Source organism: Chloroflexota bacterium, assembly GCA_020161265.1.
Taxonomy (GTDB): Bacteria; Chloroflexota; Chloroflexia; order Chloroflexales; family Herpetosiphonaceae; genus Herpetosiphon.
In genome coordinates, this window is record JAIUOC010000002.1 from 513924 (window position 1) to 532697 (window position 18774).

General features: G+C 49.3%; 21 protein-coding genes. 11 read left to right on the forward strand and 10 right to left on the reverse strand.

Annotated features, from left to right (window positions below; translation table 11 throughout):
• Nucleotides 1-2: 2 nt before the first annotated feature.
• Complete coding sequence (locus LCH85_06580; protein ID MCA0351644.1) at nucleotides 3-362, reverse strand: hypothetical protein; 360 nt, start codon at nucleotides 360-362, stop codon at nucleotides 3-5.
• Nucleotides 359-1918 carry a 4-alpha-glucanotransferase gene (gene malQ, locus LCH85_06585; protein ID MCA0351645.1) on the reverse strand — a complete coding sequence of 520 codons (1560 nt, stop codon included), beginning with the start codon at nucleotides 1916-1918 and terminating at the stop codon, nucleotides 359-361. Before malQ ends, LCH85_06580 begins: the two co-directional genes overlap by 4 nt.
• Nucleotides 1919-2193: 275 nt before the next feature.
• Here malQ and LCH85_06590 point away from each other — a divergent pair, with 275 nt between their 5' ends.
• The 5 genes from LCH85_06590 to LCH85_06610 all read left to right on the forward strand — a co-directional run bounded on the left by LCH85_06590 (nucleotide 2194) and on the right by LCH85_06610 (nucleotide 6612).
• Nucleotides 2194-3009 carry an STAS domain-containing protein gene (locus tag LCH85_06590; protein ID MCA0351646.1) on the forward strand — a complete coding sequence of 272 codons (816 nt, stop codon included), beginning with the start codon at nucleotides 2194-2196 and terminating at the stop codon, nucleotides 3007-3009.
• A gap of 21 nt (nucleotides 3010-3030) precedes the next feature.
• Nucleotides 3031-3567 carry a DUF1003 domain-containing protein gene (locus tag LCH85_06595; GenBank protein MCA0351647.1) on the forward strand — a complete coding sequence of 179 codons (537 nt, stop codon included), beginning with the start codon at nucleotides 3031-3033 and terminating at the stop codon, nucleotides 3565-3567.
• 88 nt (nucleotides 3568-3655) lie between these two features.
• Entirely contained in the window at nucleotides 3656-3841 is a 186-nt protein-coding gene (locus tag LCH85_06600; protein MCA0351648.1) for a hypothetical protein, read from the forward strand.
• A 414-nt stretch (nucleotides 3842-4255) separates the two neighbouring features.
• Nucleotides 4256-5278, forward strand: coding sequence for a polyprenyl synthetase family protein (locus LCH85_06605; GenBank protein ID MCA0351649.1), 1023 nt, complete (start codon nucleotides 4256-4258; stop codon nucleotides 5276-5278).
• 62 nt (nucleotides 5279-5340) lie between these two features.
• Complete coding sequence (locus LCH85_06610; protein ID MCA0351650.1) at nucleotides 5341-6612, forward strand: hypothetical protein; 1272 nt, start codon at nucleotides 5341-5343, stop codon at nucleotides 6610-6612.
• Here the strand turns inward: LCH85_06610 and LCH85_06615 are convergent.
• Nucleotides 6609-7100, reverse strand: a complete 492-nt coding sequence (locus LCH85_06615; protein MCA0351651.1) for a response regulator transcription factor — start codon at nucleotides 7098-7100, stop codon at nucleotides 6609-6611. The two genes, LCH85_06610 and LCH85_06615, sit on opposite strands and share 4 nt — an antisense overlap.
• A 286-nt stretch (nucleotides 7101-7386) precedes the next feature.
• Between LCH85_06615 and LCH85_06620 the strand changes: the two genes are divergently transcribed.
• The 5 genes from LCH85_06620 (at nucleotide 7387) to LCH85_06640 (ending at nucleotide 10690) form a co-directional block, all read left to right on the forward strand.
• Complete coding sequence (locus LCH85_06620; GenBank protein ID MCA0351652.1) at nucleotides 7387-7983, forward strand: GNAT family N-acetyltransferase; 597 nt, start codon at nucleotides 7387-7389, stop codon at nucleotides 7981-7983.
• Complete coding sequence (locus LCH85_06625; GenBank protein ID MCA0351653.1) at nucleotides 7976-8521, forward strand: hypothetical protein; 546 nt, start codon at nucleotides 7976-7978, stop codon at nucleotides 8519-8521. Before LCH85_06620 ends, LCH85_06625 begins: the two co-directional genes overlap by 8 nt.
• Before the next feature lie 86 nt (nucleotides 8522-8607).
• On the forward strand, nucleotides 8608-9678 hold the full coding sequence (locus tag LCH85_06630; protein ID MCA0351654.1) for a class I fructose-bisphosphate aldolase: 1071 nt from the start codon (nucleotides 8608-8610) through the stop codon (nucleotides 9676-9678).
• A gap of 71 nt (nucleotides 9679-9749) precedes the next feature.
• Nucleotides 9750-10304 (forward strand): phosphoribosyltransferase, encoded by a 555-nt coding sequence (locus LCH85_06635; protein ID MCA0351655.1) that lies wholly within the window; start codon nucleotides 9750-9752, stop codon nucleotides 10302-10304.
• Between the two features lie 95 nt (nucleotides 10305-10399).
• On the forward strand, nucleotides 10400-10690 hold the full coding sequence (locus tag LCH85_06640) for a hypothetical protein (GenBank protein MCA0351656.1): 291 nt from the start codon (nucleotides 10400-10402) through the stop codon (nucleotides 10688-10690).
• Between the two features lie 65 nt (nucleotides 10691-10755).
• Here LCH85_06640 and LCH85_06645 read toward each other — a convergent pair whose 3' ends face one another.
• From LCH85_06645 to LCH85_06675, 7 genes are all read right to left on the reverse strand, one after another.
• Nucleotides 10756-11247, reverse strand: coding sequence for an NUDIX domain-containing protein (locus tag LCH85_06645; protein MCA0351657.1), 492 nt, complete (start codon nucleotides 11245-11247; stop codon nucleotides 10756-10758).
• Nucleotides 11248-11364: 117 nt separating this feature from the next.
• On the reverse strand, nucleotides 11365-11610 hold the full coding sequence (locus LCH85_06650; GenBank protein MCA0351658.1) for a hypothetical protein: 246 nt from the start codon (nucleotides 11608-11610) through the stop codon (nucleotides 11365-11367).
• A 203-nt stretch (nucleotides 11611-11813) separates the two neighbouring features.
• Nucleotides 11814-12356, reverse strand: a complete 543-nt coding sequence (locus LCH85_06655; GenBank protein MCA0351659.1) for a GNAT family N-acetyltransferase — start codon at nucleotides 12354-12356, stop codon at nucleotides 11814-11816.
• Nucleotides 12357-12499: 143 nt separating this feature from the next.
• The gene (locus LCH85_06660) at nucleotides 12500-12967 is read right to left on the reverse strand and encodes a GNAT family N-acetyltransferase (protein MCA0351660.1); all 468 of its coding nucleotides are present in this window, start codon (nucleotides 12965-12967) and stop codon (nucleotides 12500-12502) included.
• A gap of 4 nt (nucleotides 12968-12971) precedes the next feature.
• Entirely contained in the window at nucleotides 12972-14177 is a 1206-nt protein-coding gene (locus LCH85_06665; protein MCA0351661.1) for a winged helix DNA-binding domain-containing protein, read from the reverse strand.
• Between the two features lie 67 nt (nucleotides 14178-14244).
• Nucleotides 14245-15294 (reverse strand): NAD(P)-dependent alcohol dehydrogenase, encoded by a 1050-nt coding sequence (locus LCH85_06670; protein MCA0351662.1) that lies wholly within the window; start codon nucleotides 15292-15294, stop codon nucleotides 14245-14247.
• Nucleotides 15295-15365: 71 nt separating this feature from the next.
• The gene (locus LCH85_06675) at nucleotides 15366-17297 is read right to left on the reverse strand and encodes a SpoIIE family protein phosphatase (protein MCA0351663.1); all 1932 of its coding nucleotides are present in this window, start codon (nucleotides 17295-17297) and stop codon (nucleotides 15366-15368) included.
• A 377-nt stretch (nucleotides 17298-17674) separates the two neighbouring features.
• Between LCH85_06675 and LCH85_06680 the strand changes: the two genes are divergently transcribed.
• Nucleotides 17675-18772, forward strand: a complete 1098-nt coding sequence (locus LCH85_06680) for a M50 family metallopeptidase (GenBank protein ID MCA0351664.1) — start codon at nucleotides 17675-17677, stop codon at nucleotides 18770-18772.
• The last annotated feature ends 2 nt before the right edge of the window (nucleotides 18773-18774 follow it).

Consider the following 18774-nt stretch of genomic DNA (forward strand, 5'->3'; position numbering starts at 1 on the left):
TTTTAGAATCCAAAACGGCCAAGATTCAATAACGTGCCAATAATGCCCGTTAATCCAGCAAGGCCATACAGCGCAATGAGCGCGATTGTCCGTGGCTCAAGCTTGAGACTCTTTTTATAGCTCTGAGTTGGTTTCATTTCAATTCGCTGGCCGCGCCAGTATTGAACTTGCGGGCTGCTGCTAAAGAGCCTTGAGCCTTGGCGATTCTGCCAGATTTGCCAAGCAATCCAGAGCAGAAAGCCGCAGCCAACCAACATAATTGCCACTCGTGCCAAGTTTGGCATCGCCAACACTTGGGTGCGCAGCATAAACAAACCCAGAATTGCAATGATCGCGGGCATCCATGAACGGTCAAATCTCATAGTTCGCTGGTTTCTTGTAGGTCAAAATAGGGCGGAGCATTGGGATCAAGCTCATTGCTGATCGCTGGCTGAGCCAAGCGCCCATACACTTCGGCCAGTCCATAAAGCGAACGGGCTAAATCGTAGGATAGTTGGTCGGGCTTGATGCGCCATGCCCAATTACCACCAGTGTAGCCAGGCCGATTCATACGGGCTTCGCTGCCCAGATCAAGCGCATCTTGCATGGGGATAATCACCGTATCAGCAACTGAGGCATACAAGGTGCGAATCATCGTCCAAACAATCGCATCCTCGCCACAATACAAATAGGTGCGGGCACGATGCTGTTCTTCTGGCCCAGCACTCGTGTACCAGCCGCGCGAGGTATCGTTATCGTGCGAGCCAGTATAGGCAACCGTATTTTGCACATAGGTATGTGGCAAGAAGTTCGATTGGAAAGCTCCTGAGGTGAAGGCAAATTGCAAAATCCGCATGCCGGGCAAGGCAAATTGGTCGCGCAATTGATACACATCAGGCGTGATCATGCCTAAATCTTCGGCAATCAACGGCAAGCTACCAAAAGCATGGCTAATTGCTTGGAAGAAATCTGCGCCTGGGCCACGTCGCCATTCGCCGTTAACTGCAGTTTCTTCGCTTGCTGGCACAGCCCAATAGCCCGCAAAGCCACGGAAGTGATCAACCCGCACGATATCGACGGTGCGCAAACTGGCGCTAATTCGGTGTTGCCACCATTGATAGCCATCTTGGGCCATAACATCCCAACGATAGAGTGGGTTGCCCCAGCGCTGGCCTGTCGCCGAAAAATAATCTGGTGGCACGCCCGCAATATCAACCGGATTGCCATCGGGATGCAGCAAAAACAGGCTGCGATTCGCCCAAACATCAGCGCTATCGTGAGCTACAAAAATTGGAATATCGCCAACAATTTTGATATCGCGCTCGTTGGCATACTGCTTCAAGGCATCCCATTGGCTGAAAAAGGCCCACTGCAAAAACTTATGGAATTGCACATCATCAGCTAATTTGTTGCCCCATTCGCTAATTGCTGCTGGCTCATGCAAGGCAATTGCCTGATCCCATGTCGTCCAAGAAGCGCCGCCATGAGCTGCTTTACAAGCCATAAATAGAGCATAATCGTCGAGCCAGGCTTGTTCGGCAACACAAAACGCGCTAAAACCACGATCATCGGCCTGAGCCTTGAAGTTTTCAAAGGCGGTGTGCAACAGCTGCAATTTGGCTGGAATCACCGCACCAAAATCAACAGCTTCGGCAGGTAAATGGGTGAGTTGCGCCAAATCCCATTCGGCTAGCAAATTAATCCGAGCCAAATAATCGGGGCTAATCAGCATATGGTTGCCAGCAAACGCCGAAAAACATTGATAGGGCGAATCGCCATAACCAGTTGGGCCGAGCGGCAAAATTTGCCATAGCCGTGCCCCAGCCGCTTGTAGCCAATCCACAAATTGATAAGCCTCGCTGCCAAGATCACCAATTCCATAGCGACCATGCAACGACGTGGGGTGCAGAAGAATCCCCGCAGCACGTTCGAAGGTCATCGAACTACCTCCAACTATCGGTGAGAATCTCGTACAATTTAACGTATGTACTTGGTATGATAGCATAGACAAGCAGGAAGGATGAGGGATGAGGGATGAAGGATGAAAGAGGAAATTAAGCAACAAGCAATTTGTTTGCAATAGCATCATCTAGATTGTACCGAGATGGGGATTGCACACTAGCCCAAGGTTGTATGGTATCATCGAATGCCACATCCTACTAAAACACTACGCTCATTGCCACCAGCGATCATGTGGGTTAGGAGCACGCAACTATGTCCTTCGGAAGTGTTTTTATTGCCATGGAAGAATCCATGAGCGATCAATTGATTGATCAAGCTTTGGTGGAAATTCCAGGTTACCGCAAATTGCCCCTGACCAAGCAACAATTGGCTCAACGGGTGCTGATTACCGTTCATGCCTTCGGAATGGATTTGGATGAGGAAGAACCCCATTTTTACCGTACCCACCTCGAAGAAGGGGCTTACCAACGCGCCATGCAAGGCCTACCAATCGATGATTTTGAGCAATTGGTGTTGCTCTGGCATCGCCGTGGCATCGAAATGCTCATGGCCAAATTCGCGCAACCAGCTGAGCATGTCGCCCTTTTACGCCAAACCTTAAAAGTTATTCAATCGGGGCTAGCTGGGTTATATCGCGGCTATGATCGGGCACGAATCGGCCAACTCGACCGCCAACAGGCAATTTTGAGCGAATTGGCACTCCCGATTATTCCAGTCTATAAGCATATTTTGGCAGTTCCGCTGATTGGGGTTATCGATAGCAGCCGTGCTCAGCAAATGATCGAGCGCCTGCTCGATGAAATTACCAATCTTAAGGCTCAAATGGTCATCCTCGATCTCACCGGTGTACCATTAATTGATACTGGCGTGGCCCACCATTTGCTTAAAACCGTGCATTCGGCTCGTTTGCTCGGTGCACGGGTGATTATCGTGGGGATTCGCGGCGAAATTGCCCAAACTATGGTGCATTTAGGCATCGACCTCAGCGAAATTACGACCCGCGCCAATCTCCAAGCAGGCGTAGAATATGCCCTCGCTTGTACTGGCTTTGCAATTCGCCCATTGTAGTATGGGCAGGGATTTTGGATTATGGCTAACCAAACGCCGCAGCACGATCATTCACATCAATTAAGTGCTTTAGCCACCCGCGAACGCGAATTGATCAAACATTTAATCGAGCACCCCACAATTAGCAAAAATACCAATCATCAATTTGAGGCCGACCAAACCTTTGGTGAGCGTTTGGCCGATCGAGTAGCGGCGTTTGGTGGTTCTTGGCCCTTCTTGATCGGCTTTTCCAGCGCTTTGCTCGGTTGGATGCTACTGAATGGGCTATTCTTGGTCAAACCGTTCGATCCCTATCCCTTTATTTTGTTAAATTTGGTGCTATCGAGCGTTGCAGCTTTGCAAGCGCCAATTATCATGATGTCGCAAAGTCGGCAGGCCGCCAAAGATCGGCTTGATGCCAGCCACGATTATGAGATTAATCTCAAGGCCGAGCTGGAAATTCAGCGGCTACATAATAAAATTGACGAGCTACGCGAAGCTCAATGGCACGAGCTAGTACAGCTGCAACAAGAGCAAATTCGCTTGCTCAACCAAATTTTAAGCCAACGCCCCGAATAAGCACCCAACTCGTTAACTTTCCGGTTATGTTGCCTTGTCATACTGCTACTATCAATCCCAAAAGGCTTTCAATCCTAGGAGCAAGCAGATGGATGTAGCACTCAGAAAATCACAACGCCATGGCAACCTGTTGTTGGTTGGTTTGTGTCTGCTTTTATTATTGGTTGGCATGCATTTGGGCTATCAGTTAGCACATTCCACTCAGCAACAGTTTCATGTCACCAACCCAGTGATTAAATGCCATTATCTCTGCAAAATGAGCATCAGCGAGTAAAAACTATTTTTTGGCGCAGGGTATACATTAATTAACGTCTCAATTTCAAGTTCAATTTAACTGTATTCATGGGTGTTTAAACTAAAAATTATTCATTTTAAGCTTCTCTTTCAAACTTCTTGCAGATTTATTCAGTACTTCTAACCTAATACCACATTAACCATCCGGTACGTCCTAGAAAATGACTAGGCCAAAGGAGCGGCTATTTTAGTTTGTGCTGCTACAAAAGTACTTGACTAGAAGTACTAACGCTTATTCCACAGAAGTACGGTAAATAGTTAACGCTTTGGTTGCTTGTGTAAATCGCTTTTTTAATAAAAAATAAAGATCTAAATTATTGATTTGGTTCAGTGAGCATCAGCATTACAATCAAGCACCACACTCGCGAGCCTTCAGCCATTGCGAGAGGTTTGTATGTCAGGTAGCACGATTCAGTTTCCACAAAAATTTCAAGGTATTTTCAAGCGTTCTCAAGCCAGCTTCGCCCCCCATCTCCAAGTCGCCCGCCAGTTACTCAATAGTCTGAACATCCCAGCGCCGTTGCAACATGTCTGGGATTATGTGGTCGTGGACAATCCACAGCCATCGTTCATTCTATTGCCATTGCTCTATTTGAGTTTGGCTGAGCAATTGGGCGGGATTACACCAGCCCATCAACGGGCGCTGCCAGTAATTATGTTAACCATGGAAGCGGTTGCAGTGATGGATGATACGGTTGATATTGCCAGCCAACGCTCGGAGCGAGCAACCGTGCCTGCCCGCTTCGGCGTAACCCAAGCCACGCCAATCGCCACCAGTCTCACCGCAACCATCGCCGAATTGGCGGTCGAAATTGACCCACGTTTGGTTCAGCCAACCATGAATTTTCTGCGCGAATTAGGCGCGTTGCAAATTTGGGAAGTCGAACATAGTTATCCTGAGCAGGCTGAATGGGACGAATGGATGCAGCAACGCTATCGCCAAGGCCAAATTGCCACCGAATTTGCCCTCAATTTGGCCCTGATGTACCACCGCCAAGCGCCATTTCCGGCCACGCCTGCCTATTTCTTTGCCCAAATAATGCAAGATGTTGATGATGTGGTGGGCCTTTTAGAGCAACGAGTGCAATTCGGCGAGGGCTGTGATCTTCAGCGCGGTCGGGTTATTGCCCCGCTCGCTGATGCGTGTGATAATAATATTCAGCTAGCTAGCTTAATCAGCCAGCTTTGGCGTAAAAAACAAGCCTTGTTGGCCGAATCCAATCAAACAACCTTCCAACAACTCAACCAACATGTGCTCGAAGCCGGATTAGCCACAACCCTTGATCGCTTGACCCAGATTGCCATAGCCTGCGAAGAACAAACGCCTCCAGAACTCCAAGCTTGGATGCACGATGTGATTTGCACTTTTATGGCTCGCCTCAGCGGCGTTGGCCTAGCGCAAGCCCAAACAGCCTAGTGCCATGGTGCGCCCACTGATGGCTTACAATCGTGATAGTCGCGGCTATCAGTGGAGCAATCATGAAGGATGGATGGGGTAATTTAGCGCAATCATGGTTCAACGCCTATCAACGCATCGGCCAACAACTCGATCCATTGCCGTGGATCACATGGCTGATTGCCTGCTTTAGTGTTGGAGTCGGCACATTAGGCTTGGCTGGCCTTGATCAAGCTGCACCCAAACTGTTAATTTGGATTGATTTTGGCCTAGCGTTATATCTATTTTGGCTGGGCTGGGTGGTCTATCGCCGCCCAAACTTGGGTTGGCCACGCTGGTTAATTGTGCTCAGCATGACTGCAACCTGTTTGATCGCCCTCAGCATTGTCGAGCTTGAAAGCGCGGCGGTGGTTTTAGTAACCGTGCCAATTCTGCTGACCATTATCGCCACTGGTCGCTTATGGCCGATCGTTAGTTATCCAGCGTTTATGCTGGTTGCGGCGCTGGTTCACCCCGCGGGCTGGAGTTTGTTTAACCCAGCGGTAATTGTGTTTAATTTGTTGTTGTTTTTGACGATGTGGCAATTGCGCAGCTCGGCCAGTCGCGCCACCCAAATTCAGGTGCTGGCCAAAGCCCAGCTTGAGCAAGAACAACAAGCGCGTCAATTTATTCGCTTTTTTCAGCACGAATTACGCGGCTATAGCAGTGGCTTAGAAGGGCTAGTGCCAATTTTTGAGCGTTTTTTGGCCAACGTACCACAACAAAATGCTGGTATTAGCAGCGCCGAAGCGTTGAATGCGCTAGCGACTACAACCCAACATCTTAAGCAATTAACCACTCAATTATTAATTTTGACCCGCGATGGAGTGCTGCAAGTCCAACAATTACAAACTCTCAATTTAGCCGAGTTATTACAACAAATTGTCAATGAGGTGCGCACCTCACATCAGCTTGATCCTGAGCACCTGCGTTTGAGTTTATGCAAACAGCAACCAGTCTTAATTAAAGGCAATGATCTGTTTCTTACTTTAGCCTTACGCACAATTATTCAAAATTCAATCGAGGCCAACCCAAGCTCGATCGCTGGGCAACAGATTAGCCTTGAGTGCTGTACCAACAACGAAATGGCCGTGATTAGCATTAGTGATCAAGGCATGGGCTACCCCAAAGAATTGCTGCAACGCCTCGCCACCAATCAGATTCCGGCGGTGCTAGGCTGGAGCGGCAAGCTTGGCGGTAATGGGCTAGGCTTGGCATTAATTATGCAGGTTGCTCGGTTGCATCAAGGCTCGGTTCGTTTTGAAAATCAGGCTCAAGGCGGCGCACGCACCAGTTTGGCCTTACCGCGCATTTAGGCAATGAGCTGATTGGTAGCCCAGGGTACAGGCAAGCCCACACATGTCCAGCCTGCGCCATGCAAGCGCTGCTGATAGATCCATTCGATGGCTTGGGCAACCTCGTTTTGGGCTAAATGTTTGCTAATAAAGCCATCGAAGCCAACCGAACGAAACAAGCTATCAACATCTTCATAGGCACTCCAGCCAATGAGCAAGGCCTCGGGATGCAAGGCTGGGTGCAATGTGCGATTGGTACGCAAGCGATAAATAATATGCAGCGGCGTGCGCCCAACCATCGCATAATCAACCACCATCAAACGAATACTTTGGGCTGGATATAAATCGAGTTGACGTTCGAGATCGCCAACCGAACTAACCCGATCACAGCCATAACTTAAATTACGCAACAAACTCAAACGTTGATCGGCGATCGCTGCTTGGAGGCCTAAGGCAGCGGCTGGTTGATCATCAACAATTACCACATATGGTTGATTTGTAAGCTGCATACTGCTTTCCTTTCACGCCATTTTTATCAGCTTTGCAAGGTCAAAACAGGCTTTTTTGATTGCGGCTTGTGGCTGTGCTCTCCCTTGTTCGCTTGATTATACTGTGATTCAATTGCGAAAACTACCATCAATAGTCTGAGTAGTTAAAGGTAGTTGAGCATGGCAAATTCTTGCAGCAAGCTCCTTTTAGGCTGAGCCAAAGTTCAGTCGTAAAACCGATGCCCCGCCCCACGAACGGCCTATAATCAAGCAACAATCACAATCGTAGCCTTGTAGAAGGGTCGTTATGAGCAGTGAAAATCCAATTTATCCAGTGGTAACGGGCCAGCAAATTTATTTTGCGACCTTACGCCATGAGCATGTTCCGTTGTATGTACGTTGGTTTAGCGACCTTGGCATGACCGCTAATCTAGGAGCGATCGGCTTTGCTGCTACGCTTGAAGATGAAGAAGCGTGGTATCAACAAGCGTCACGTCAAAACGCCGAACGCATCACTTTTGCCATTCATATCAAAGAAACTGACCAGCCGATTGGCAACATTAGTTTGTTTGAAATCAATCATCGTCGCCAAAGTGCGGCCTTAGGCATTTTGATTGGCGAAGCGAGCCAGCGTAGCAAAGGTTATGGCACCGAAGCTGTGCGCTTGATGGCTGAATACGGCTTTTTCTTCTTGAATTTGCACAATATCAAGCTTTGGTATTACGGCTACAACGCGCGAGCTGGCCGCGCCTACGAACGCGCAGGCTTTCGCGAGGCTGGGCGAGTGCGCGGCGCAATCCCCTTGGGCAATCAGCGCTACGACGAAATTTTGATGGATATTGTGCGCGACGATGTTGATTTGCAAGCTATGAGTATGCTTGTCCCGGGAGCAAACCATGACTAAGCTGTGGCAGCCCAATCCTGCACTGCTCTATCATCTCAGCGAAGATGCCACAATTAGTCAATTTGCGCCACGTCCGCATCCACGCAAGCCTGAGCATCCACCAATCGTTTGGGCAATTCAAGGCAATCTTGTGGCAAATTATCTGTTGCCACGAGATTGCCCACGCATTTGTATACGCTGCGATCAGCAGACCAGCCCCGACGATCAAGCTCGCTTTTTTGGCTTGAGTAATGCCCAAGCAATTATTGTGGTTGAGCATGCTTGGCTTGATCGAATTCGCTCAACCACGCTGTATGCCTATGAATTTGAGCGGGCAACGTTTGAGCTTACGGATGCAGCAGCAGGCTATTGGATTAGCTTTCGCCACGTTGAACCAATCGCCATGCATCCAATTGATGATCTCTTGGGGCAGATTGTCAGTTTGGGGATTGAATTACAGATCATGCCAAATTTATGGCGTTTGCATGGCGCTGTCGCCCAATCGAGCCTGCAATTTTCGATGATTCGCATGCGCAATGCCACGGCACGTAGCGAATAGGTCACCATGGGTAGTGCTTCCTCCCCCCAGCGGTTGCGCACAGCATGCTATAATGGGCGCGTTGTCAGCCATAAGGAGCATTCTCAATGATTGACCGTATTGCAGAATTATTAGGCGATGAAGCATCGTCACTCTTAGAACATCAATCGAAAACGATTAGCAAAGATTTGATCCATCAACCAGGTCCAGATTTTGTTGATCGGGTCTGGACTGCCTCAGATCGCAGTATTCCGGTATTGCGCAACTTGCAAAGCCTCTATGGCACAGGCCGCTTGGCCAACACTGGCTACCTCTCAATTTTGCCAGTTGACCAAGGGATCGAACACTCCGCTGGTGCTTCATTTGCCCCAAATCCTGCTTATTTCGACCCTGAAAATATTGTAAAACTCGCTATCGAAGGTGGTTGTAACGCCGTTGCTTCAACCTTTGGGGTGCTGGGTTCAGTTGCCCGTAAATATGCGCATAAAATTCCGTTTGTGGTCAAAATCAACCACAACGAATTCTTATCATATCCCAACAAGTTTGACCAAATCTTGTTTGGCACAATTAAAGAAGCCCACGAAATGGGTGCTGCCGCAGTTGGCGCAACCATCTACTTTGGTTCAGCCGAATCAGGCCGCCAAATTGTTGAAGTTGCCCAAGCCTTCAAGATGGCGCACGAGTTGGGCATGGCCACAATTTTGTGGTGCTACTTGCGCAACAACGCCTTCAAGAACAGCACTACCGATTTCCATGTTTCAGCCGACTTGACCGGCCAAGCCAACCACTTGGGCGTAACAATCGAAGCCGACATCATCAAGCAAAAACTGCCTGAAAACAATGGCGGCTACAATGCAGTTACCTCAAAAGACAACCCATATGGCAAAACCGACAAGCGCATTTATAGCGAATTGACTAGCGATCATCCAATCGACTTGGTACGCTATCAAGTTGCCAACTGCTACATGGGCCGCGCCAGCTTGATCAACTCAGGTGGTGCATCGAGCGGCGAAAGCGACACCGCCGAAGCAGTACGCACCGCCGTGATCAACAAACGTGGTGGTGGTGCAGGCTTGATTTCAGGCCGCAAAGCCTTCCAACGCCCAATGGCCGAAGGTGCTGCCTTGTTGCAAGCAATCCAAGATGTTTACCTGTGCGAAGACGTTACCATCGCCTAAACATCGCGCAATCAGCCAAATCAAGCGAGTGCATAGCCTAGCTATGCGCTCGTTTTCAGTGGAGCACAATTATGGCATCCTATGATTATCGCACTCGACGCGGGGTTGATCCAATTAGTTGGCAACGCTTCGAGGAACTAACCCGCCAGCTTGCCGTGCAAATTGCCCCGTGGGGACCAGAACTCGTCTTGGGGATCGCCCGTGGGGGCTTATTTCCAGCTACCTTGCTTTCGTATGCCCTGCGCCGCGAACTCTACCCAATTCGCTTAACTCGCCGTTTTGAAGATCAAGTTGTGCGGCGTGACCCATCGTGGTTGGTTAAGCCACCCGAAAAAGTGCGCAATCGGCGGGTGCTGATCGTCGATGAGATGGCTGATTCAGGCCAAACCTTGTTGGTCGCGGCGCTGGTGGTGCGCGATATGGGGGCTGCTGATGTCAAAACTGCTGCGCTCTACGCCCATACGTGGGCTAATCCACGCCCAGATTATGTAGGGTTGTTATCAGATCAACTGATTATGAACCCGTGGGATCGCGAAATTTTGCAGGATGGTCATTTTGTCCAACACCCTGAATATACGGCGGCAATTCGCGCTCAGGATGACGAACAACCATCGGAACAACCATAAAACTATAGTAAAGTAGGACTGTTGCGCTATAGGCAATAACGACAAAATCTACTACATTGCAGCATAGTCGTTAACTTTTTTAAGGATACGCACATATGCGGGCATTGGTTGTTAGCAGTTTAAGCATTTGCTTTACCATGCTCTTAGTGGTTGCCCTCTTAACCGCGCAATCATTAGCTGGGGTAGAGCAAGCCCAAGCACAGACTATCGGGGCGCAACAAGCCGCACAAACATTTCAGCATCACATCCAACAAACGGCGGTTAATCTGGCCTTCTATCGCCTAATTGATTATGGGGCTAGTAGCATTCAATCCGCCGCCTCAATCAAGCCAATTTATATTCCAGAGCATATTTTAGGGCGCTATCAGCTGACAATGCAACGCTAACCAGCTTGCATTCAGCGCCCATTCCGTCGCCTGCTCCCGCAATGGATGGGAGCAGGCGGTCATTTTCAGTCGTGCAAACGCTCAAAATAGGCTTGCATCGCTTCGTTATGCAAGGGAAACGCCAACACTTGCGGAGCATCGATCACCACTAAGGCTTCGGTTTCGCTGCGATCAAAGTCGCTTGGCACATCAGCACGACGAATTGGCTGAGCCAAGCCAAAAATCAAAATCATGCCATCGGGCGTGCTACGCGTCCACCAATCGCGAATACTGTGCGGATCGAGCTGAATATTCGTTTCCTCGAACACTTCACGCACTCCAGCTGCCTGCCAACTTTCATCGAAATTAACAAAGCCGCCAGGCAAGGCCAATTGACCTTTGCGCGGCTCGATTGCCCGCCGCACGGTTAATAATCCACCATCAACTGGCAATAAAATCACGCTGACCGGAATTGGATTACGATAGGTTGAATTTCCACATGCGCTGCAAACTCGCGGAAATCCTTGTACCGCGCCAAAGGCCGCCCCACACCAATGACAATGCTGAAACGCTGGCATGCAATCTACCTCATCAAATGCAGAATCTAAGGTTTAGCTTAACCGAGCCATGCTAAAAAAACAACAGCGTATCGCCACTGATACGCTGCTACAATCACCCATCATGGCCTATCTTCATTACAATAAGGCTGCTCCATGGTCAACCAAAATCGACTGAATGCGCCCACGGGCGGTAGCAGGATCGTGAAGTTGGGCAACAGGCACTTCTAACCGGAAATGACAGCCATCACGCACTCGTTCATCGGGATGCCAATAGATCTTGGTAATATTCAGGCTGGTACGAATTGTGCGCATTGCACGCCATAAAATCGGGACGGTCGCTTCCACTGGTACTACAATAAATGCACTCGAATCAACGGCCATGCCGAACCTCCTTTGGGTAGAATCACCCGTGTGGTATAGGACAGATGTGTTGGCGATTGTAACGACGCAGTGTAGCAAGCTTTGACCAAGATTTCAAGCCCCTTGATCACGCATTTGGGTGATTAACGGGTGGTACTTAATCACCCATAAACAGTATATCTATCTACCCATATTAATCAAGATTAATTTTTACAATTTTAGACTTATTCGCGCTGACTGCTCAGACAAACGCTCATGGGTTCGGCATAATCTGCCAGTTGTTGGCCTTGATCGAGGCTCAAACGCCAAATTTCTTGCACACACTGCCATCCTTGGGCTTGATAGAAGCGTTTGGCGCGATGATTACTAGCGGTTACATACAACTGTATCCGTTGATAGCTATGTTGGCTGGCCCATGCTTGGGCTAAGTTAAGCAAGCTTTGCGCCACGCCCTGCCCCCGAGCTTCTTGCACAACATACAATGCCAGTAACTCAGCCCAATTGCGATGCTTAAATAATGCTGCATCTTGCTGACCTGCCATGATCAATAAACCAATTGGGGTTGAGCCATGCCATGCCAGCATGGTTATACCACGTTGATTCAGCGCTTGATCGATCAAAAATGTATGTAAGGCCTCGCGCCAATCTGGCGACAAGCTAAAGTAGTGATCAAGCGATGTGTTATAGTGGTGTAATCCTTCAAACAGTTGTGCAACCGCCCATTCCTCATGAGCGTGCGCTGGGCGAATTTCAAAAGCAATCGTCATAGCGTTTTGGGTATCCTTATGCCTGCAAACAATTCTTGTTGGTTCTACTGATTATGCGTTGTTTTTGGATGCTTGCCTGCATGCAGCAAAAAGTAGGCCATTCCAGTTTGGAATGGCCTAGAATAATACCAGTGATCGCTATGTTAATGGGTTACAAAACTCCAAATCGTACCATCCCAACCATAGGCCGCGCCATCCAAGGCAGGGCAAGCATGGCCCAAGTAGCGATCAAGCGTGCTTTGCCAAAAGCTTAGCCCCACTCGATTACTCGCTAAACAGCGGATTTCCCACGTCGCTGGAAAGCGATCAAACAACAGCCAAGCAGTTTGGCGTGCCAAGCCTTGACCACGCGCATGCGGCTCGACGTAAAATTCAGCAATCGCCAGCGTCGTTTTCGGCAACAAGGCATAGCGATTCAGCAACACAAAGCCGATGCGCTGCTCAGCTCGCTCGATCCACAATGGCACGCGCTCGGCATCTTCCCAATAGCTGCGCAAATAAGGATACTCGCCGCCTGCCGTCGGATCAAGCTCAGCTAGATAATCAGCGATTAGCGTGGCTAATTGGGCTTGTTGCTCGACCAAAATTGGCCGTAGTTGGATTGACTGCATAATCCTAGCCCACGCGAGCTTGCACTTCGCCAGCCACCTGCGGCGGATCGCTCATGGTAATGCTGATGGTTGGCGTGCGATGCCAGTTGGCACAATCGCGCAGCATCACGGCCAAATCGTCGTACAAAGCTTCGCTTAGCTCGATGTTTGGTTCCAAATGCAGGGCATGCACCCGAAAAATCCCGGCACTGCGTTCAGCCTTGACATCAATCCGCCCAATTACCCGATCTTTCCAGAGAATTGGCAAGGTGAAATAGCCATAGCGCCGCTTGGGAGCTGGGGTATAGCATTCAAGCCGATAGTCAAACTGCCAAAAATCCAGCGTTCGCTGACGATCCCAAATTAAATTGTCGAAAGGTGAAAGCATCGTCGTCAGGCTAGGCATGGGTGTTTGCTCCAACAAATGGCGCTGTTCATGATGAATATAGGCTGGAGTTTTCCAACCTTCCACCTGCACCTCGATCGCCTTGCCTTCAGCCGCCCAGGTTTGCAAGCGTTCTTTAATGCCTGGTCGGCGTTGGCGAAAATAATCGGGCAAATGCCGCTCGGTAGCAATCCCCATCGCCCGCAAGCCACGCTCACTCAATTGCTCGGCGGCTGCCTCAAAACTAAGCACAGCGCGATCATCCCAATTGGGCATAACCCGCTCAGTTAATTCGTAGACCCGTTGAAATTTCTCGCGGCGCACAATCATCAATTCACCCATGCCCCAGAGGATATCAAGCGCCGATTTGGCTGGTTTCCAATTCCACCAGCCACCGCCAGCATGATCGGCAGGTGCTTCAAAATCGGCTGAACGCAACGGGCCACGTTCGCGAATCATGGCCAGCACGCCATCAGCCACCGCCTTATGTTCCTCTAGCCAACGCCGCGATCTGTGCCAGTCGTGGATATAACGCAACATCGCCGGACGCAACAAGGGAAATAATTCGATCGGCAAGAACGAGGCTGCGTGTGCCCAATATTCAAATAATTGGCCAGCCGGAAACTGCAATTGATCAAACCAAACAGGATCGTAATCGCCCAAACGACTCCAGAGCACGAAGTAGGGCGCACGCGCCACCACATTGATCGTATCGATCTGGACAATTTGCATGCGCTGGATGGTTTGTTGCAATGTGGTTTGATCAACAGCGTTGGGACGGCGATCTAAGCCTTGGGCAGCAATCGCAATCGCCCGCGCGTGATCAAGCGAGATAGTCAGAGTCATACATCATCCTTAAATCCAAACTCAACCGACGCAGCTATAGCCCCGTTGGTTGAGCATCCATAGCACATTAATTGGCTTGCAGGCTGGCAAGATCGATCACAAAACGATATTTGACATCACTTTTGAGCATCCGTTCGTAGGCTTGGTCGATTTGGTTTACTCCAATTAATTCGATATCCGCCAAAACATTATGTTCAGCACAGAAATCCAACATTGCTTGAGTTTCGGCGATGCCGCCAATCAACGAGCCAGTTAATTGTCGTCGCCGAAAGATCAAATCGGGGTAGCTTGGGGTTGGATGAGGATTTTCCGGCACGCCAACGAGACAGAGCGTACCATCACGTTTCAACAAGCTTAAATAAGCATCAAGATTATGCGCGGCAGAAACCGTATTGAGGATAAAATCGAAGCTGTTGCGTTGGCTGCGCATGGCCTCGGCATCTTTGGAGATCACCACCGAAGCACCCAAACGCTCGGCATCAGCGGCTTTATGTGGCGATGTGGTGAATAAAACTACTTCAGCACCCATGGCTTTGGCAATTTTCACCCCAATATGCCCCAGCCCGCCCAAGCCGACCACACCAACTTTTTGGCCTGGCTGGACATTCCAATGGCGCAATGGCGAGTAGGTGGTGATGCCAGCACAGAGCAATGGCGCAACCCGTGCTAAATCCAAATGCTCGGCAATCCGCAACACAAAATGCTGATCAACCACAATTTGGCTAGAATAGCCGCCATAAGTTACGCCGCCCGTGTGCGCATCAGGGCTATTGTAGGTATAGGTGGTTTTCGGGCAGAATTGTTCTTGGCCATCGCGGCAATCAAAACATTCGCCACATGAATCGACCATACAGCCAACCCCAACAGCATCGCCAACATTAAATTTGTGCACGTCAGCACCAACAGCCACAACCCGCCCAACAATTTCGTGGCCAGGCACAATCGGGTAGACCGTGCCATCCCACTCGCTGCGGGCTTGATGTAAATCGGAATGGCAAATGCCACAATATAAAATTTCAATTTGTACATCGTTGGCAGTTAAATCGCGGCGCTCAAATTGGAAGGGGGCAAACGGAGCATCGGCGCTAAAAGCAGCAAATCCTTTGGTCGTTAGCATGGGCTTCCTCCTACAACAAAACATATGTGCAGTTTACCCAAAAAATGCTAACCATGCATATGACCTAAGGCTTATTTTTGCAGCCAGACAATCGTTAGATCATCGACGGGGCTGCGATCTTGCATAAAATTGCTCAGTTGTTTGAATAAATACTCGTGATACGGCTCGATCGCTGGCCATTGGCGATAGCCTGCCAGAATCGTTTCAAGCAACTCGAAGCCGAGCATTTGGTTAGCCGGATTACGCGCTTCAACCACGCCATCACTGACAAACACCACATGATCATCAGGTTTAAGTTGAATCATCCGTTCTTGATAGTGAATATCGGGGCGCGAACCAATCGGCAAGCCAACAACATCAATTTCTTCAAGCGTGCCAGCCCGCAGCAAATAGGGCATTACCATTCCGGCATTAGCAAGATGCAAGGTTTCAGTCGCGTGATCATAAATTGCATACAGAATTGCCGCGTTCATATGATTGGCTTTGAGCCGATCGATCAATAAGCTGTTGAGCGTTTGCAATAAGACTGCTGGCTGACTGCCTTCACGCGCTCGTTCTTCCAAAGTGCTTGAAACCAGTGCCATCATCAAGGCTGCGCCAACACCCTTGCCCGAAATATCGCCAATTGCCACTCCAACCCGGCCATTACCCAAATCAACAAAACTATAGAAATCGCCGCCAACCTCCGCCGAAGGCAATGAATGGGCATTCGCCCGCAGCAGATCAGGCTCCCATGGCGGGCGCTGCGAGAGCAAACCAAGCTGAATATCGTGAGCCAAAGTGAGGCCTTGTTGCAGATAATCGTTTTTCTCTTGCAGTTGATCGGTTACTTGGACCAATTGCTGATAGGCCAAGCGTAACTCGTTGGTACGCAGGGCAACTTGATCTTCGAGTTGCTCGCGGTTAGTGCGCAGTTGCGCGGTCATACGGGTAAAACTACGAATTAACAAGCCCAATTCATCATCACGCGAGGGTAAATCGGCAGTTTGCAAATTGCCTTCAGCCACATGGGCCGCTGCCTCGGTTAATTGAGCTATCGGCAAGACCACTCGCCGCATCAAACTCAAAACCGCCAAGACCGCCAAACCCTCTAAAACCAAGCCAATCGCCATAATAATGATGCTTAGTTCGCGGGCGGGAGCAAAAGCCTCGGTTTGGCTGACCTCGCTGAGCAAAATCAGATCGCGACCTTCGAGCCAGCGATAAACCCCAACTACATCGTCGCCAGCATAATTTTGATATTTAGCGTTGCCATTTTGCTTAGCGAGGGCTTGCTGAATGCCATATGAATCAACCACGATTGGCATACCTGGCCGACCAAAACGTTTACTTGAAACAAAACGCTGCTTACTATCGACCAAATAGGTTTCACTGCTACGGCCTAAGCCAACTCGTTGAACCAAAATATCATCAAGCCGCGCTAGATTAACGTGAGCAGCCAAAACTGCATAGACATTATTATTTTGGTCAAACAACGGGCTAGCAATCGTCATGGTGGGAATATCTAAATCATTGGGGTAGATATTCTCGATATACAAACCAAATTGGCCAACATTAACATACTCAAGGCCACTAACAATACTGCCCTCACGCAGCGGATCGGTTGAGAAAATGACCCGCCCAACTTGATTAAGCACAAAAATTTCATCAAATTTAGTTTGATTTTTGACGACTGAACGTAAATAAGTTGCGAGGGTATCGTAGGCACTATTGGCTTCGGGGCTCACTAATTTGGAGTTGGCCAGCATATTGGCATTTGTACGTACCAAAGGCAAGCCAGCTAATAATTGGACTTCCTTGCGCTGATCGTCGATCCAGCGTTCAATTTCTTGCTCTTTGAGCGAGGTTGCAATGCTTAGGCGTTCGACGACCGATTGCTCAATCGCGCCTTGCCCAAGCCAATAGGCTGTGAAGCCCAAAAGACTTACAGCCAAGGTGGCAACCAAACAAAACATTGCCACTAAGCGGGCAACCAAGCTGCGTTTAATTAAGCGCAGCACCATAAACCTCGCGCAACATAGCTAGATTGTTCATCGGCCCCATTGTACCAGCAATTTGATCCACGAAGGACACAAAGCGCACAAAGAATGAAACCGCGAAGAACCCGAAGCTATTGAGCCACAAATTTTACTAAAGGCAGTTTTAGCCACAGATTATGCTGCTTATGCTGCTGTTCCCTCTGTACTTACTAGATTCTCGCTGCTCATCCTGACCCCTAATCCCTGAATCCTGACCCCTTGTGTTCTTTTTGCCTTCTGTATTTTGCCTTTTGACTTGTTAACAACTTGCTCATCAAAAGCGGTTGACGCTACTAGGTAACTCAAGTAAGATTCATTCGCGGCTGGCATAGGCCGTACACCACTATCCACGGGAGATCTTTATGGATTTTAGCAGTTTGGCGTGGCTCGCGGTTATTCCCGCTTTAGGCTTTTTAGTTGTTGTTCATGAATTGGGCCACTATTGGGTTGGCCGCAAAATGGGCATTAAGATCGAAGAATTTGGCATTGGGTTACCGCCACGCGCCAAAGTGTTGTTCGTGCGCAAAGGTATTCCGTTTACGCTGAATTGGCTGCCCCTCGGCGGCTTTGTGCGCTTTGCGGGTGAAGAAGGTGGTTTCGACGACCCCGATAGCCTCGCTTCGGCCTCGCCACGTCGCCGGATTCCGGTAATGGCAGCGGGTGTAATCGCCAATGTGATTACTGCGATCATTATGTTTGCGATCATTTTTGCCATTTGGGGCTACCCCAACCTTGATAAGGTCATGGTTGCTTCAACCGATGAATTTGCCTCAAACGCTGGGTTTCAGGTTGAAGATGTGTTTGTCTCGATCAATGGTTCGCCGATTAGCGCTGATGAACAGGTACGGCGTTTGGTTGAAACCAGTGGTGGTGAGCCATTAACCGTAATTGTGCAACGGGCTGGCGCTGAACAAAGCTTGAGGGTAACCCCCCAATACAGCGAAGAAGCACAACGCTATCGTTTTGGGGTTGGCTTAGGCAATCCACGCGAATCAGTTAATATTTTCCAAGCGATCATCAACGGGTTTACCTATAGTTTTCGGCTATTAGGTGAAATGTTTATGGGCTTTGCGATGTTGATCGGCGGTTTGCTAGGCACGAATGCAGCGCCGGAAGGTGGCTTAGCTGGCCCAGTTGGCATCGCTCGCTTGACAGGGCAAGTTGCTCGCTCGGGCTTGCGCGATTATCTTAATTTTACTGCCTTGCTCAGCCTGAATTTGGCCTTGATCAACATTTTGCCAATTCCTGCGCTCGATGGCAGCCGCATTATTTTCGCCTTGATCGAAGCGATTCGCCGCAAGAAGATTCCACCGGAACGCGAAGCAGTTGTGCATGCGGTTGGGATGATGATGTTGCTTGGGTTGATGCTGTTGATTACCGTTTCCGACGTGCGCAATATCATTAGTGGTGAGCCAGCGATTACCATGCCGCCAACCCCAACGCCAATCGTTAGACCATAAAA

Excerpts from the sequence above, each read along its gene's own strand:
- LCH85_06580 (MCA0351644.1), bottom strand. The coding sequence starts at position 362 with ATGAGATTTGACCGTTCATGGATGCCCGCGATCATTGCAATTCTGGGT.
- malQ (MCA0351645.1), bottom strand. The coding sequence starts at position 1,918 with ATGACCTTCGAACGTGCTGCGGGGATTCTTCTGCACCCCACGTCGTTG.
- LCH85_06590 (MCA0351646.1), top strand. The coding sequence starts at position 2,194 with ATGTCCTTCGGAAGTGTTTTTATTGCCATGGAAGAATCCATGAGCGAT.
- LCH85_06595 (MCA0351647.1), top strand. The coding sequence starts at position 3,031 with ATGGCTAACCAAACGCCGCAGCACGATCATTCACATCAATTAAGTGCT.
- LCH85_06600 (MCA0351648.1), top strand. The coding sequence starts at position 3,656 with ATGGATGTAGCACTCAGAAAATCACAACGCCATGGCAACCTGTTGTTG.
- LCH85_06605 (MCA0351649.1), top strand. The coding sequence starts at position 4,256 with ATGTCAGGTAGCACGATTCAGTTTCCACAAAAATTTCAAGGTATTTTC.
- LCH85_06610 (MCA0351650.1), top strand. The coding sequence starts at position 5,341 with ATGAAGGATGGATGGGGTAATTTAGCGCAATCATGGTTCAACGCCTAT.
- LCH85_06615 (MCA0351651.1), bottom strand. The coding sequence starts at position 7,100 with ATGCAGCTTACAAATCAACCATATGTGGTAATTGTTGATGATCAACCA.
- LCH85_06620 (MCA0351652.1), top strand. The coding sequence starts at position 7,387 with ATGAGCAGTGAAAATCCAATTTATCCAGTGGTAACGGGCCAGCAAATT.
- LCH85_06625 (MCA0351653.1), top strand. The coding sequence starts at position 7,976 with ATGACTAAGCTGTGGCAGCCCAATCCTGCACTGCTCTATCATCTCAGC.
- LCH85_06630 (MCA0351654.1), top strand. The coding sequence starts at position 8,608 with ATGATTGACCGTATTGCAGAATTATTAGGCGATGAAGCATCGTCACTC.
- LCH85_06635 (MCA0351655.1), top strand. The coding sequence starts at position 9,750 with ATGGCATCCTATGATTATCGCACTCGACGCGGGGTTGATCCAATTAGT.
- LCH85_06640 (MCA0351656.1), top strand. The coding sequence starts at position 10,400 with ATGCGGGCATTGGTTGTTAGCAGTTTAAGCATTTGCTTTACCATGCTC.
- LCH85_06645 (MCA0351657.1), bottom strand. The coding sequence starts at position 11,247 with ATGCCAGCGTTTCAGCATTGTCATTGGTGTGGGGCGGCCTTTGGCGCG.
- LCH85_06650 (MCA0351658.1), bottom strand. The coding sequence starts at position 11,610 with ATGGCCGTTGATTCGAGTGCATTTATTGTAGTACCAGTGGAAGCGACC.
- LCH85_06655 (MCA0351659.1), bottom strand. The coding sequence starts at position 12,356 with ATGACGATTGCTTTTGAAATTCGCCCAGCGCACGCTCATGAGGAATGG.
- LCH85_06660 (MCA0351660.1), bottom strand. The coding sequence starts at position 12,967 with ATGCAGTCAATCCAACTACGGCCAATTTTGGTCGAGCAACAAGCCCAA.
- LCH85_06665 (MCA0351661.1), bottom strand. The coding sequence starts at position 14,177 with ATGACTCTGACTATCTCGCTTGATCACGCGCGGGCGATTGCGATTGCT.
- LCH85_06670 (MCA0351662.1), bottom strand. The coding sequence starts at position 15,294 with ATGCTAACGACCAAAGGATTTGCTGCTTTTAGCGCCGATGCTCCGTTT.
- LCH85_06675 (MCA0351663.1), bottom strand. The coding sequence starts at position 17,297 with ATGGTGCTGCGCTTAATTAAACGCAGCTTGGTTGCCCGCTTAGTGGCA.
- LCH85_06680 (MCA0351664.1), top strand. The coding sequence starts at position 17,675 with ATGGATTTTAGCAGTTTGGCGTGGCTCGCGGTTATTCCCGCTTTAGGC.